This is a genomic window from Vibrio sp. QJM3NY_26 (assembly GCF_057786005.1).
The window spans coordinates 850246-863698 of the sequence record NZ_CM173515.1 but is presented as its reverse complement, the minus strand read 5'-3'; the positions used below and the strand labels follow the sequence as shown (position 1 = coordinate 863698).

Genomic DNA, 13453 nt, shown 5'->3' with positions numbered 1-13453 from the left:
TTTACTCTCATATGGATAAGCACTGACCGTGTATTACTCGCTAAACCCTATGCAAGGTTTAAGATCTGTATAAATCATTTTATGACCAATACATATACAAGTTATATGCCAAGTTTAATACTGTTTTAATTGAATTTTAATATACATAAAATCAATCACTTAAATTAAAACTTAACTCGATTTGGTTTAACTGGCTTAGGGAACAAAAAGTACCTTCATTGACCCATTGCCGCTTTTTGCCGCTATTTTCAAACAGATGACACCCTGTATAAAAAACCGGCAAAGGTTGAAGTGATTCGCTCGTACGGCATAGCACATACGGCAAAGAATCTAACTTCAATGGTGAGTGTTAGTTCACCACTAAATACCGATTGATCATTAAATATAGTTAAACAAGGTCAGGTCTTTGGTTTTACCAAACGCTTGTTGAGAAGCTTGCAATGCTCGTGAGTTTTCATTGAACTCAATGATGGCTTTCGAGTAATCCAAATCTTCAAAGTTGCTTTTTGCTTTGGCTAAAGACAACTTAAAATCTTCATGTTGCTGTTCTTGGATATCCAGCGTATTCAATCGCGCACCGACATCCGTTCTCGCTTTGGTCAAATGAATAAACGCAGCATGGAACTCTTCGGTTGCTTGTTGCAACTTTGCCGTCGCTGATGCGTCAGACACGGATGATTCTGCAAGTTCTGCTGCATCTTGGAAGGTGTCAAATATTGAAAATGAGCTTCTTGGCTCCAAAGTAATCGAGTCGCCTTTGGTGATTTGACCTTTGATTTGAATACTCAAACCTTCATATTCAATACCTTTAGATGGTTCAAAATCTTCCACAGATACAGTACTACCATCTTTTTCTAGTTGATAAGCAAACTGACCATTTTGCATATCGACAAAAGTAATTTTGTAAGTTGAATCATCTTGAAAAGACTCATTTGTGGCTCGTTCAAGTAACAATGCAGAGGCCGGCTTCAAATCATATTGAGGCTCATAATCACCAAATGGGTTATCGATTTCCATAAACAGCTTGCTGCCCGGATCATTCATCGCCATTTCAAAACTACTTGCAACACGCATCTTGCGTTGGTAATCATCACCTGCATAGCTGACATGACCTTTATTATCTCGAAAGAAGGGTTGATTCTTCGGCTTAGTGCCAGCAAATGTGTAGTTACCTGACTCGTCTTGAGAATTAGACATATGCAAAAAATTACTCGCTAATTCTTGAATTTCACGCCTCTTTGCAAGACGATCTTCTGGTGATAACGAACCATTTACCATTTCCATCACGGTACGTTTTGCTTCATCTGCAAAATCCTCCGAATTAGAAATCATTACTTCTTGGTGCTCCAATCGATTGCGGACCAAGACAATGGCGTCACCATATTGCTTAAGCTGCTCTGACTGCTGACCAATGTTTTGCAAATAATGCGTAGCCAACGGATCATCACTTGGCGACTGCAACTTCTTACCGGAAGCAAGTTGCGCTTGATTGTGATGTACCTTATTTTCTTGACGGCGCAAGTCATTTTGTACTGACTGATAATTGTGGAAGCTAGAGATGCGATTCAACATTTATACCTTCCTATCTCAGAGCCAAAATAGTGTTAAACGTATCATTGGCTGCTTGCATGATTCGCGAAGAGGCCATATACGCTTGCTGAAATTTCATCATATTTGCCGCTTCTTCATCTAGGTTAACTCCAGACACTGAAGCGATACGTTCTTGAGCTGACTCTTTTTCCAACCTAGCGATATCACTCAGACGATTTGCCGTTGATGACTTCAGCCCCGTATTAGTATTCAAGTTGTGGTAAAGCTCTAAAATCGTAGATTCACCATCGTTCAAAACTTTTTCAGTTTGAAGATCTTGCAGTTTACGTAAGTTACCGTTGTCACCCTCTGATGGGACAAGGTTTGCCGTAAATTTATCGTTTGCCACGGCTCCAGAGGTCAACTCGAAAGTCGTGCCATTAATCGTAACAGGCCCCTCAGGTGGGTACGGCTGAGGCTGCATTAAAATATTGCCTTTCGGATCAGTCACGGCAAACTGCTCACCTTTTGGTGAAACAATCACTTCAAACTCACGCAATTGACCGGCCGCTAAGATCTTGAACCCCGCAGAGCCTTTCGCGAACGTGGTCGAGGCTTCATAACTTTGTGCGGCAATATCTCTAGGGTCTTTGGTTTCCATCTGAATCTGAGCAGCAAAGTTACGCGTTGGACGCAGTAACAGCTTCTCACCCAATTCCGGCGGGTTTCGAACTTCGACTCGCATCCCATCTAGATAAAAAGCATTACCTGCTGAATTAGTGCTGACTTTTACCGTTTCACCATCCGGCTTGGTCACGACATAGTCACTGCCGTCATACTTAAGACCATACTCGCCACCTTTCAAGGCAGAGGTGTCATCAATATATACGGCAACATCAGCCTTTGATTGGCTACCAGCCGTCACGCGTGATTTTGCCACTCGCTCAGAGTTCACATCGGTGAAAATATCTTGGCCAACGTTGCCATTGAGATCTAAACCTTGTGATTGAAGTGAGTTTACTTTCTCCGAGAAAGCCGTCGCCAAACGCCCAAGCTCATCCATGATGTCAGGAATGTGTTCGTCTCGCATATTGAGCATGGCACCGATTTTCCCATCGATATCATTACTGGTAATCGGCTTCAAAGACTTACCTTCAACAATCGCCAGTCGACGCTGATGCGTATCAGGTAAACCGTCAACTAGCTTCAGTTGACTTGCTTCACTACCAGAAACTAAGGTATGACCATTACCAATATGGACGTTAAATCCTTCCGCATTAGATCGCGGCGTTACCGTCACTTTGGTGTAGCCAGATAGCTCATTGATCAGCTTTTCGTGCTGATCTCGTAAATCATTATGAGGTCCTGGTGTTCGCATCATCAGACGCTGAACGTCACGAATCTCAACCGCAATTTGGTTAACACGTTCGATGCCGACTTCTAATTTTTTGTTGGTAGAATCAGATTGTTGACGTACCGTTTCATGAAATTCATTCAAGGTTTTAGTTAAAAGCCCAGCTTTCTCTAGCACGACCTTGCGCGCACCCACATCATTCGGGGTATCGGCGAGTGTCTTAATAGAATCAAACCACTCATTGAGGTTCTCGGGAATCTTCTTCGAAGCCGCCGATGACAACATGCCAGACAGCAGATCAAGGTTAGCTTCGGTATCGCTTTTGTTAGCGGCATTAGTTGTCGATAAGTTAAGTTCTTTAACGGCAAACTGATCCCAAGAGCGGCGAACATTTTCCACATGCACACCCATACCGTAGGTTTGCCCACCGTACTGGCGCGGGTCATTCACACCTTGAATCACAGACTGGCGGCTATAGCCCTCTGTGTTGGCGTTAGAAATGTTATGACCTGTGGTGTTGAGCTGTCTCTGAGCCGTAAGAACACTTTGTGCCCCTACATTCAGAAGATCCGACGCCATAATGCCCCCAAAAAACTTAACAAAACCAGAATGAACTGATTAACTACAACCGCATATTACTAAGATAATAGCAATATATGTGCCAATACAAATAATGGAGAGTTAAAAGACAATAATTTATTGAAATGTAAGGAGATAACTATGGATGACGCGTAAGAACTGAAGGGGCGGAGAAGAAAAGAGCCTGCCAGTAGCAAGCTCTCTATGTTGATTTATGACGCTAGTTCATCTCATCAATCTTGGCTTTAACTCGTAAAACCTTGTCTGCATAGTTAGGGTCAGTTGCGTAACCAGCCTGATGAATACCTTTAATGAAATTCTCTGAATTGCCTTGATGCTGTAGCGCCGTTTCGTATCTTGGATTTTCATTCAAGAATTTCACGTAATCATTAAAGCTATCTTCGAAATTAGAGTAAGAACGGAAAGAAGCTGACTCTTTAACGGCTGTTTTGCCATGGAACTCAAGAGTTTGGGTTGCGACCTTATCGCCCTTCCAACTTCTATCCGCTTTGATGTTAAATAGGTTATTGCTGTTACCCAAAGAGTTCTTAATCATCTTAGAGCCCCAACCTGTTTCAAGTGCCGCTTGTGCTAATAGCAGTGACGAATCAACACCGAGTGCGCTCGCCGCTTTTTCAGCGTAAGGCTTCATCGACGTAACAAACGATTCCGGCGAATCAAATGAAGCGGGTTGTTTTGCAGCTGACATGGCTGTTGCTGACTTAGCAGATTGAACTTCAGAGACTTTATTTTCTGAACGATCTGAATATTGAGGTCTTTCCAGCGAGGTATCAAAACCTTCACTGCGAACCTTATCTTCTGTCGCGTCGCTTGCTTGACCTGCGCTTAACTGAGCTACAATCATGTCCGCAAGGCCTAATGAACCTGAAGCACTCAACTCACTCGCCATTTGGTCATCTTGCATCTGACGATAAAACTGCTCGTTCTGGCTGTTCAGCATATCTGACTTAAAGCTCGAGTTCGCATCACGCATCGACTTAAACAACATCGACGTAAAAATGGATTCAAACTGTTTTGCCGCAGCGGTTAATGCTTCTTTCTCGCTGCCTTCTTCACCGTTTACTGCTTGTTGACGAAGACGATCTAGGCTGCCGATGTCGTGAATAAAGCCGATGTCATTGTTATTTTTAATCATGCTTTACTCCTTAGATAATGATCAACTGGCCTTCAATAGCACCCGCTTGTTTCAGTGCTTGAAGGATTGCCATTAAATCAGAAGGCGCTGCGCCCACTTCGTTGACTGCACGAACCAAATCATCCAGCGTTAGACCCGGTTCAAACTTGAACATCTTGCCATCGGCTTCGGTGACTTCGATATCAGAATCAGGAACCACTACGGTTTGACCACCAGAAAATGCATTCGGTTGGCTCACGTTGAGGTTTTCTTTGATTGCGACCGTCATACCACCGTGCGTTACCGCTGCCGCTTTTAAGCGAACATGTTTACCAACCACAATCGTACCAGTACGAGAGTTAACAATGATTTTTGCAGAACCCTCTGCAGGGTCGAATTCGATATTTTCGATGGCAGATAAGAAAGCGACACGTTGGCTGATTTCACGTGGCGCACGAACTTTTACTGACGTCGCATCGACCGCTGAAGCCATTTGTGGGCCTAGGAAATTATTAACCGCGTCAGCCAAGCGCTGAGCCGTTGTAAAATCGGATTGGATTAGGTTGAAAGTGATGTAGTCACCACGGCCAAATGGAGTTGGGATTTCTTGCTCAACCGTCGCACCGCTAGATATGATGCCGACATTAGGGTTGTTACCGACGATTTTAGAGCCATCGTTACCTTGTGCACTAAAACCACTCACCACCAAGTTACCTTGAGCCACAGCATACACTTGACCGTCTAGACCTTTCAGGAAAGTCTGCAGTAAGGTACCACCACGAAGGCTTTTTGCTGATCCGATAGAAGAAACGGTCACGTCAACTTCCTGGCCCTGCTTAGAGAATGCCGGAAGTTCAGCGGTAACAATTACCGCGGCGACGTTCTTGGTTTTTGGCTTGGTGCCGGGCGGCAATTGAATGCCAAAGTTTTGCAGCATTGCGTTAAACGTTTGATCGGTAAAGGGAGTTGTCTCACCTGTCCCCGGCAAACCCGTAACCAAACCATAACCGACAAGTTGGTTACTACGAACACCCGCCACTTTTGCCACGTCTTTGATACGCGCAGCATGGGCACTGGTGGCAAGAAATAGCATGCCGAATAGTACGAGTGTTAGTTTTTTCATTGAGTAACCTGTCTGTATTGCTTTAATTTATAATAGCTTAGCTAAATATGGCCGCGTGATAGAGGCTGTCAGTATCTCGACACCCTCTCAAGCTTTACAGTGATACATTAAAGAATCGTGCCAAGAATCCAGGCTCTTGCATATCTTTCTGAACGCCAGTCCCTGAGTACTGAATTCGCGCGTTAGAAACACGGTTTGAAGCGATGGTATTTTCGAAGTCAATATCGTCTGGACGGATGGTACCGCTTAGGCGGATGTACTCATCACCCGTGTTCAGTGTCATCCACTTTTCACCACGAACCACTAGGTTACCATTGGCTAATACTTCGATAACTTCAACGGTAATGTAGCCGCTGATGCTGTTACTTTGGTTGGCTGACGCGTCACCCGCAAAGGTGTTGGTGTTGCTCAGATCATAAGAAAAGTTGTACTTGTCGATCGTCAACTCTTGACCACCAACTGCCAGCGGCTCCATTGTTGCATCATTCGACTTAGACATGTCTGCGTTGGCTTTCTTGGTCGCTCGAGTATTCTCGTCCAACGCCACGGTAATGATGTCACCAATACCACGAGGTTTTGAGTCGTCATACATGCTGCCAATGTGATTAACATTGAACAGTGAGCCCGTTGCTGCTGCGTAGTGTTCTGGTTTTTCTTTTGGATTGATTGGCGCCCATGCTGGGTCACCAGCAACTGGATCGGTTCGACCACGAAGTGTATCAATAATGCCTGAGCTCTCTTGAGCCGACTTATCACCTTCCACTGCATCAACCACTGTGGTTGCATTTTCTTCTGCCGGAGTCTCAATAGGATCCAAAACAGAACACCCCGTCATAGACATAAACAGAGCTAAACAAAAAATACGTTTCATGGCGATATACTCTCAGCAGGCAATGGTAAATAGATCAATGAGTAGAAACACGTCAATTAATTGGAAATAATCTATTAATTATCAATAATTAAACGGCTAATAAATCAGTTACAGCTGTTGGTTAACAAAGCTCATCATCTTGTCTACCGACGAGATAACTTTCGAATTCATTTCGTAGACACGTTGAGCTTCAATCATATTCACCAGCTCTTCGGTTACGTTGACGTTCGATGTTTCGAGCATCGACTGACGAATATTACCTAAGCCATCAAAGCCAGGAACACCCTCTTGCGGGTCGCCACTAGCACCGGTTGGTAAGTAAAGGTTTTGACCTACAGGCTCTAAACCACCTGGGTTTACGAAGTCAGTGATAGTGATTTGGCCAACCACGACGTTGTTTTGCTCACCACGTAGACGTACTGATACTTCACCGTCGTTACCTACCGTCACAGAGATCGCATCCTCAGGAATCACGATTTCTGGTTGCAGCGCATAACCTTGGCCTGAGGTTACGATTGCGCCGTCACCGTTCAGCGTAAACTGACCATTTCGGCTGTAGCCTGTTTCACCATCTGGCATTTCAACTTGGAAGAAACCATCGCCTTCGATCATCATATCTAAGCTGTTTGTAGTGGTTTGAGCATTACCATGAGTATGCACTTTTTGAGTTGCGACGACTTTTGAACCGGCACCCAGCATCAAACCGCTCGGTAACTCAGTATTCTGAGAAGATTGGCCACCCGGTTGGTTAATGTTCTGGTAGAACAAATCTTCAAATACCGCACGACTCTTTTTGAAACCAATGGTCGAGGCGTTGGCAAGGTTGTTCGAAATCGTTGAGATATTGGTTTGTTGTGCGTCTAAACCTGTTTTACTTACCCATAATGCTGGATGCATAGCAAATTCCTTTAAATTCTATTAGCTCATACGAAGCAGTGAATCAGACGATTTGTCCATTTCCTCTGCCGTGCTCATCATCTTGACCTGCATTTCAAACTGACGTTGTAAGTCAATTAGGCTGGTCATTTCACCTACAGCATTTACGTTACTGCCTTCGATAGCACCTTTAAGCAACGTTACCGCTGCATCGGCTTCGTATGCCTGATCTGGGTTTTTCGAACGGAATAAACCATTCGTGTCTTTAAATAAGCTTTGGTTATCTGGACGCACAAGCTTGATACGGTCGACAATCGCTAATTCTTCAGCTGGAGCGCCTTGAGGAATCACCGAAATGGTACCGTCTGTGCCGATTTCGACTTTACTGATAGGAATGGGGAGTGTGATGGGTGCGTCGTTCTCGCCTAACACCAAATGACCGCTTGCGTTAGTTAGCAAACCGTTTTGGTCAACCTTTAGGTTACCGTTACGCGTTAGTCCTTCACGGCCAGTGTTGTCCATTACCGAAATCCAACCATCACCTTGAACGGTAACATCAAGATCTCGACCAGTGGTGACCACACTACCTTGTGCGAAATTATGACCCGGACGTTCTGTCATGCTGAAAACACGAGTGGGCATGCCTTCACCGTACGCTTGCATTGAACGTGCTTGTGCTAAATCAGCACGGAAGCCCGTTGTACTTACGTTGGCAAGGTTGTTAGCACGTAGCTGCAAAGCTTGCATATTTTGCTTAGCGCCACTCATGGCAAGAAACAGTGCGCGATCCATAATTTTGCTCCAAAAATCATCTTCTGAGGCTAATAAAGCAAATACTGTGCCAATATTTTTAACTTTTATTTATCAATGATTTAAATAGAAAACAAACAGGAAAGGTGATCATCGAAGGATCATTGAGGAAGAATTGTTGCCAGTGGCATTACCGTGCGGCAATAGGGGCGGCAAATAGAAAAGCAAACAGCCATATCAAATTCAGCAACAATACCCAATTCAATAACATTGAATTGGGTATTCGCAGATGATTCAAACGCTCGAAACGATTAACGAATCTGAAGAATATTCTGTTGTAGTTGGTTGTGTACTTCTAAAGAACGCGAGTTCGCTTGGAAGTTACGTTGAGCAGAAATCAAATCAACCAGTTCCTGCGTCATATCAATATTCGACTGCTCTAACGAGCCGTTATTAATACTACCAAATGAACCTTTGTTCGATTCACCCCAGATCTTATCACCAGAGTAGCTAGTAGAGTCCCATTGAGTGCCGCCTTTCTTATCTAGACCTTGCTCATTGGGTACACGAACCAAGCCAACACGACCAAGCATTACGTTTTCACCATTTGAGTAAGTGCCCAAAACAGTACCTGATTCATCAAAATCTACTTTTGTTAAGAAACCTGTTGTCGCACCATCTTCATTAAACTTAGTTAGTTCAAATGGAGCAGCAAATTGAGTCGATGAATCAAGACTGAAATTAAGTGTTTGAGTTACATCAGCGCCGTTTAAATCAATAGGAGTAGTACCGGCTCCTAATTGCTCTGATATAATCGGCTGGCCGTTATTAAGGCTAGCTAAAGTGCCATCATTATTAAAGCGCATTGTATGGCCGACCTGACCCGCTGCATTTGTAGCATCACCACCAGTGATGTTGACTGGCTTCTCACCCTCGCCATCTGTCATGGTGTAATACGTCTGCCAAGTATTCGGTTGAGTTTGATCTTTAAGGTAGTAAGTCGTTAACTTGTAAGACTGACCCATAGAATCGTATACCGTCGAAGATGTCGAACGATTATACGTATCAGAATCATTAAAGTTAAACGCAGCCGGATCTTTAAGATCACCATTTGCAGGTAAGTTGACCCCTACTTCAATATTTCCAGTTTGCTTTGGCTTGCCGAATTCAGCAGGAATACTAAGTGGTTTGGGTGCATATGAGGATACTTCCCCACTTTCGGGATCAACTGCATAGCCAAGAAGAAATTCATCATTCGAGGTTACCATGAAGTTGTCTTTATTTAAGTGAAAAGCACCGTTACGCGTTAGTTCGTTGATCTCTGGCACCATGCGGTCTTTCGATACTGCAAAGAAACCTGTACCACTGACACGCAGGTCCATTGGGTTATTTGTATAAATACTTGAACCTTCGTGGAACTGTTGCGCAACTTTACTTGCTTGAGCACCACCACCAGGGGTAGTCTTTCCGTTAGTAAACAACGAGCTTGAATACACATCGCCGAACTCTGCTCGAGACTCTTTAAAGCCAAACGTGTTTGCATTCGCAATATTGTTACTGGTTGTATTCAAGTCTAATTGTGCAGCGGATAGGCCGCTCAAAGCTACATATGACATTCCAATATTCTCCTAATCTCTCTAGCTAGCATAATCACTCTTTTAAAGCGTTACGCTTTACCAACTTCTAGTACTTCAGCAAGTCGTACTGGCGATGTAAAACCAGCCAGATTGAGTAGTACGTTGCCATCACCCTTACCAAGAAGCACACTGTTCACGTTCGCATAACTGGAAACTTGGAACTCTGTGTTCTCGCCATCCAATAAACCCGACGCTTTCACGTTGTATTTACCAGCCGGTAATGGGTTACCGTCTTCGTCTTTTCCATCCCATTCAACACGTGTGTCGCCTGATGGTTTAGAGCCGATATCAAAAGTGCGAATCAATTGGCCAACTTCGTTCTCAACACGGACGATTACATTGTCCATTGCCTGAGGAAGCTTAACCATTGACGCCATACCGCCATCACCAGGTTTCACACCTGCCGCACCAGGAACCAATACATCGCGGCCAACCAAAGAGGATGCCTGTAATGCTTGGTTAGAGGTCATTGATGAATTCAAGCTTTCAAACTGTGTATTCATTTTGCCAATGCCATCTACGGTCGCAAATGAAGCCATTTGCGCAATCATCTGGTCATTGCTAACCGGCTTAAAAGGGTCTTGTTGGGCTAATTGCTTAGTCAACAAAGATAAGAAGTCTTCTTGTTTAAGATCCTGCTTACCTGTTGTTTCGTCGGGCTTTTTCGCGCCATCTTGAAGACTCTTCAGCTGGTCAACATAGGACAAGCCGCTTTGACCAACATTGTTGTTGATTCCAGCCATTTGCTACCTCCTTATCCTTATTGACCCATCTGCAGCGTACGCAGCAGCATTTGTTTACTCGAGTCAGCAACCTGCACGTTTGTTTGGTACGCGCGTGATGCCGAAATCATGTTTGCCATTTCTTCCATAACGTTCACGTTAGGCTTGTAGATATAGCCTTCGTTATTCGCTAATGGGTGATCTGGGTTGTACTCCGCACTCAACGGCTTATCGCTTTCCACAATACCTAATACTTTCACAGGCACAGTGTGACCACTGTTGCGTGCTTTATTTAACTCAGCGCCGAACACTGCGTGACGAGCCTTGTAAGTTTCTTCAGCAGAACTACTTACACTGTCCGCGTTCGCAAGGTTGCTCGAGGTCGTATTTAAACGAACAGATTCAGCACTCATCGCAGAACCAGTCACATTGAATACATTGAATAAACTCATCTAATTATTCCCCTTTAATCGCTTTAGTTAAATTCTTGAACTTACTTCCTAGGAAGTCGAGAGAAGCTTGATGCCTAATTTGGTTTTGCATGAAAAGGTTTCTTTCCAAATCCAAATCAACCGTGTTGCCATCTCCTGTATCAGGTTGGGTAGGAATTCGATACTTCGTTTCCCCGTTCACCGTTGTTGAGGCAGAAATGTGCCGACCATCTGTACGGCTAAGACCAATGCTTGCCCCAGAACTTGCCGCTTGCAGCGATTTCTTAAAGTCTAATCCTTTTGCTTTATACCCAGGCGTGTTTGCTTGCGCGATATTGGTGGAAAGCACCTCAGCGTTACGCTCACGTACACCAACTGTGTGCTGGTGAATGCCTAAAGCATTGTCAAAAGAAATAGCCATGTAAACCTCAACTCAAGAACTGACTGTTATGAGATAACCAAAGCAATATATATACCAACTTTTAAAACAAAGCGGGCTATCAATACTTTTACAGGTTACTCGTGGGTAAACTTGCAATATACAAGCCAAAAAATAGAGTAAATTGGAATGTCACTCTGACTTAAAGATATAGCTTTAGCGGAAAAAAGAAAACCCAGCACTTGGCTGGGTTTTGGAATTAGGCAATAACGTTGCACCTAGTACTGGTGCCACTCATTACTTTAATTTGTAGATGATGCCTGGATTACAGCGAACCATTTCAAAACGATCCGTTAAGCCTGTTAACGATTCAGACGCACCCAATAATAGGTAACCACCAGGATTCAGGCTGTTTGCCATCTGGTTAAGTACCTTTGATTTCATATCAGGTGAGAAGTAAATCAGCACGTTACGACAAAAGATGATGTCGAACTTACCTAACAATGCATAGCTGTCCATCAGGTTCTGAGGGCGGAAATTCACCATGCGCTTAACGTTATCTTTCACTTTCATACGGCCATCGCCCGCATCTTCAAAGAAAGTACGACGACGCTCAGGAGAAAGTCCACGTCCCAATGCAAGGTTGTCGTACGCGCCAGTGCGGCACATATCCAACATACTTGCTGAGATGTCAGTTGCGGTAATCGATACATTTGGCAACATACCTGGCTTACGAGCTTGAGTCTCAAGAATCGTCATTGCCATTGAGTATGCTTCTTGGCCTGAAGAGCTTGCCGCAGACCAAATCTTAATAGGACGTTTATTTGCCGCTATTTCCGGTAGAAGTTTATCCGCAAGCACAGCAAACGGGTAAGTATCACGGAACCAAAGTGTCTCGTTCGTCGTCATGGCATCGACTGCAGCCACACGCAGCTCACGGTTTCGACCTGTTACTACATCTCTCAATAAATCAGACAACGAAGCTAACTTAAACTTCGTTACTAATGGGCTTAGACGGCTGCGTACTAAGTACTGTTTACTGTCACCTAATACAATGCCACATTGAGATTCTAAGAAACGGCTGAAATCGCGATACTCTTGATCACTTATTGTTATAGCAGTCATTAATGTCTCTTTTAGTTAGTTAACGCAGCTTTTACCGCTGCACCAAGCTCATCGGGGTTGAACTTCGCGATGAAGGAGTTAGCTCCTACACGCTCAACCATGGCTTGGTTAAATACACCACTCAATGATGAGTGCAAAATTACATATAGATCTTTAAGTTCGGCGTGACGACGAATCTCAGCAGTTAGCGTATAGCCATCCATTTCTGGCATTTCGATATCTGAAATCACCAATGAAATCTGATCGTAAATACTGCCTTCTGATGACATCTCCACCAGCTTCTCATAGGCTTCTTTACCATCTTTCACCGAAATAACTTCAAAACCAATCGACTCAATCGCACGCTGAACCTGCTTACGAGCAACGGTTGAATCATCAGCAATCAAGATACGACGAACCAATTCTTTACCTTGTTCTACTTCTGCGATTTCTTCAGCAATTTTGCTGTCCATTGTTTCATCAACAGGTGAAATCTCCGCTAGAATTTTTTCTACATCAAGAATTTCTACCAGCTCATTATCAATGTTGGTGACTGCAGTCAGGTAGTGGGCTTTACCTGCACCATCTGGCGGCGGAAGAATCGACTCCCAGTGCATGTTAATAATGCGTTCTACTGAACTGACCAAGAAACCTTGAATGGTTCGGTTAAACTCAGAAATAACCACAAAACACTTTTCAACATCCGTTGTAGGACGGCCACCAATCGCCAAGCTCAAATCGATTACAGAGATCGTTTGGCCACGAATGTGTGCTACACCTTTAACCAGTGGGTTCAAGTTTGGCATTTTTGTCAGTTTAGGGCACTGAAGTACTTCTTTTACTTTAAAAACATTAATGCCGTAACGCTGACGCCCCATTAGGCGAAAGGTTAGTAATTCTAATCGGTTTTGACCGACGAGTTGCGTACGCTGATTCACTGAATCAAGAATACCCGTCATGAG

Annotated in this window: 13 protein-coding genes; all 13 read right to left on the bottom strand. The window is 44.0% G+C overall.

The genetic code is table 11. From position 1 onward, the window contains the following. Positions 1 to 378 precede the first annotated feature (378 nt). A complete protein-coding gene (gene flgL, locus AC3CH4_RS03875) occupies positions 379 to 1572 on the bottom strand; it encodes a flagellar hook-associated protein FlgL (protein WP_017095941.1) in 1194 nt (397 codons plus the stop codon). 10 nt (positions 1573 to 1582) lie between these two features. Next, positions 1583 to 3463, bottom strand: coding sequence for a flagellar hook-associated protein FlgK (flgK, locus tag AC3CH4_RS03870; protein ID WP_237290787.1), 1881 nt, complete (start codon positions 3461 to 3463; stop codon positions 1583 to 1585). Positions 3464 to 3683: 220 nt separating this feature from the next. Beyond that, on the bottom strand, positions 3684 to 4619 hold the full coding sequence (gene flgJ, locus AC3CH4_RS03865; protein WP_488543325.1) for a flagellar assembly peptidoglycan hydrolase FlgJ: 936 nt from the start codon (positions 4617 to 4619) through the stop codon (positions 3684 to 3686). 10 nt (positions 4620 to 4629) lie between these two features. After that, positions 4630 to 5721, bottom strand: coding sequence for a flagellar basal body P-ring protein FlgI (locus AC3CH4_RS03860; protein WP_017106350.1), 1092 nt, complete (start codon positions 5719 to 5721; stop codon positions 4630 to 4632). 94 nt (positions 5722 to 5815) lie between these two features. After that, on the bottom strand, positions 5816 to 6592 hold the full coding sequence (flgH, locus tag AC3CH4_RS03855) for a flagellar basal body L-ring protein FlgH (RefSeq protein WP_017076829.1): 777 nt from the start codon (positions 6590 to 6592) through the stop codon (positions 5816 to 5818). Between the two features lie 108 nt (positions 6593 to 6700). Then, positions 6701 to 7489: a flagellar basal-body rod protein FlgG gene (gene flgG, locus AC3CH4_RS03850; protein ID WP_017073282.1), complete on the bottom strand. Its 789-nt coding sequence runs from the start codon at positions 7487 to 7489 to the stop codon at positions 6701 to 6703. A gap of 21 nt (positions 7490 to 7510) precedes the next feature. Beyond that, positions 7511 to 8260, bottom strand: coding sequence for a flagellar basal body rod protein FlgF (locus AC3CH4_RS03845; RefSeq protein WP_017073281.1), 750 nt, complete (start codon positions 8258 to 8260; stop codon positions 7511 to 7513). Positions 8261 to 8529: 269 nt separating this feature from the next. Beyond that, positions 8530 to 9834, bottom strand: coding sequence for a flagellar hook protein FlgE (flgE, locus tag AC3CH4_RS03840; protein WP_017085298.1), 1305 nt, complete (start codon positions 9832 to 9834; stop codon positions 8530 to 8532). 50 nt (positions 9835 to 9884) lie between these two features. Further along, a complete protein-coding gene (gene flgD, locus AC3CH4_RS03835) occupies positions 9885 to 10598 on the bottom strand; it encodes a flagellar hook assembly protein FlgD (RefSeq protein ID WP_017085299.1) in 714 nt (237 codons plus the stop codon). A 17-nt stretch (positions 10599 to 10615) separates the two neighbouring features. Continuing rightward, on the bottom strand, positions 10616 to 11029 hold the full coding sequence (gene flgC, locus AC3CH4_RS03830) for a flagellar basal body rod protein FlgC (RefSeq protein WP_004736176.1): 414 nt from the start codon (positions 11027 to 11029) through the stop codon (positions 10616 to 10618). 4 nt (positions 11030 to 11033) lie between these two features. Further along, entirely contained in the window at positions 11034 to 11429 is a 396-nt protein-coding gene (flgB, locus tag AC3CH4_RS03825; protein ID WP_004736175.1) for a flagellar basal body rod protein FlgB, read from the bottom strand. 255 nt (positions 11430 to 11684) lie between these two features. Further along, positions 11685 to 12512, bottom strand: a complete 828-nt coding sequence (locus AC3CH4_RS03820) for a protein-glutamate O-methyltransferase (protein ID WP_004736174.1) — start codon at positions 12510 to 12512, stop codon at positions 11685 to 11687. Between the two features lie 11 nt (positions 12513 to 12523). Further along, positions 12524 to 13450, bottom strand: coding sequence for a chemotaxis protein CheV (locus tag AC3CH4_RS03815; RefSeq protein ID WP_004736173.1), 927 nt, complete (start codon positions 13448 to 13450; stop codon positions 12524 to 12526). Positions 13451 to 13453: the final 3 nt, after the last annotated feature.

Excerpts from the sequence above, each read along its gene's own strand:
- AC3CH4_RS03820 (WP_004736174.1), bottom strand. The coding sequence starts at position 12,512 with ATGACTGCTATAACAATAAGTGATCAAGAGTATCGCGATTTCAGCCGT.
- flgH (WP_017076829.1), bottom strand. The coding sequence starts at position 6,592 with ATGAAACGTATTTTTTGTTTAGCTCTGTTTATGTCTATGACGGGGTGT.
- flgL (WP_017095941.1), bottom strand. The coding sequence starts at position 1,572 with ATGTTGAATCGCATCTCTAGCTTCCACAATTATCAGTCAGTACAAAAT.
- flgD (WP_017085299.1), bottom strand. The coding sequence starts at position 10,598 with ATGGCTGGAATCAACAACAATGTTGGTCAAAGCGGCTTGTCCTATGTT.
- AC3CH4_RS03815 (WP_004736173.1), bottom strand. The coding sequence starts at position 13,450 with ATGACGGGTATTCTTGATTCAGTGAATCAGCGTACGCAACTCGTCGGT.
- flgC (WP_004736176.1), bottom strand. The coding sequence starts at position 11,029 with ATGAGTTTATTCAATGTATTCAATGTGACTGGTTCTGCGATGAGTGCT.
- flgG (WP_017073282.1), bottom strand. The coding sequence starts at position 7,489 with ATGCATCCAGCATTATGGGTAAGTAAAACAGGTTTAGACGCACAACAA.
- flgK (WP_237290787.1), bottom strand. The coding sequence starts at position 3,463 with ATGGCGTCGGATCTTCTGAATGTAGGGGCACAAAGTGTTCTTACGGCT.
- flgJ (WP_488543325.1), bottom strand. The coding sequence starts at position 4,619 with ATGATTAAAAATAACAATGACATCGGCTTTATTCACGACATCGGCAGC.
- flgE (WP_017085298.1), bottom strand. The coding sequence starts at position 9,834 with ATGTCATATGTAGCTTTGAGCGGCCTATCCGCTGCACAATTAGACTTG.
- AC3CH4_RS03845 (WP_017073281.1), bottom strand. The coding sequence starts at position 8,260 with ATGGATCGCGCACTGTTTCTTGCCATGAGTGGCGCTAAGCAAAATATG.
- AC3CH4_RS03860 (WP_017106350.1), bottom strand. The coding sequence starts at position 5,721 with ATGAAAAAACTAACACTCGTACTATTCGGCATGCTATTTCTTGCCACC.
- flgB (WP_004736175.1), bottom strand. The coding sequence starts at position 11,429 with ATGGCTATTTCTTTTGACAATGCTTTAGGCATTCACCAGCACACAGTT.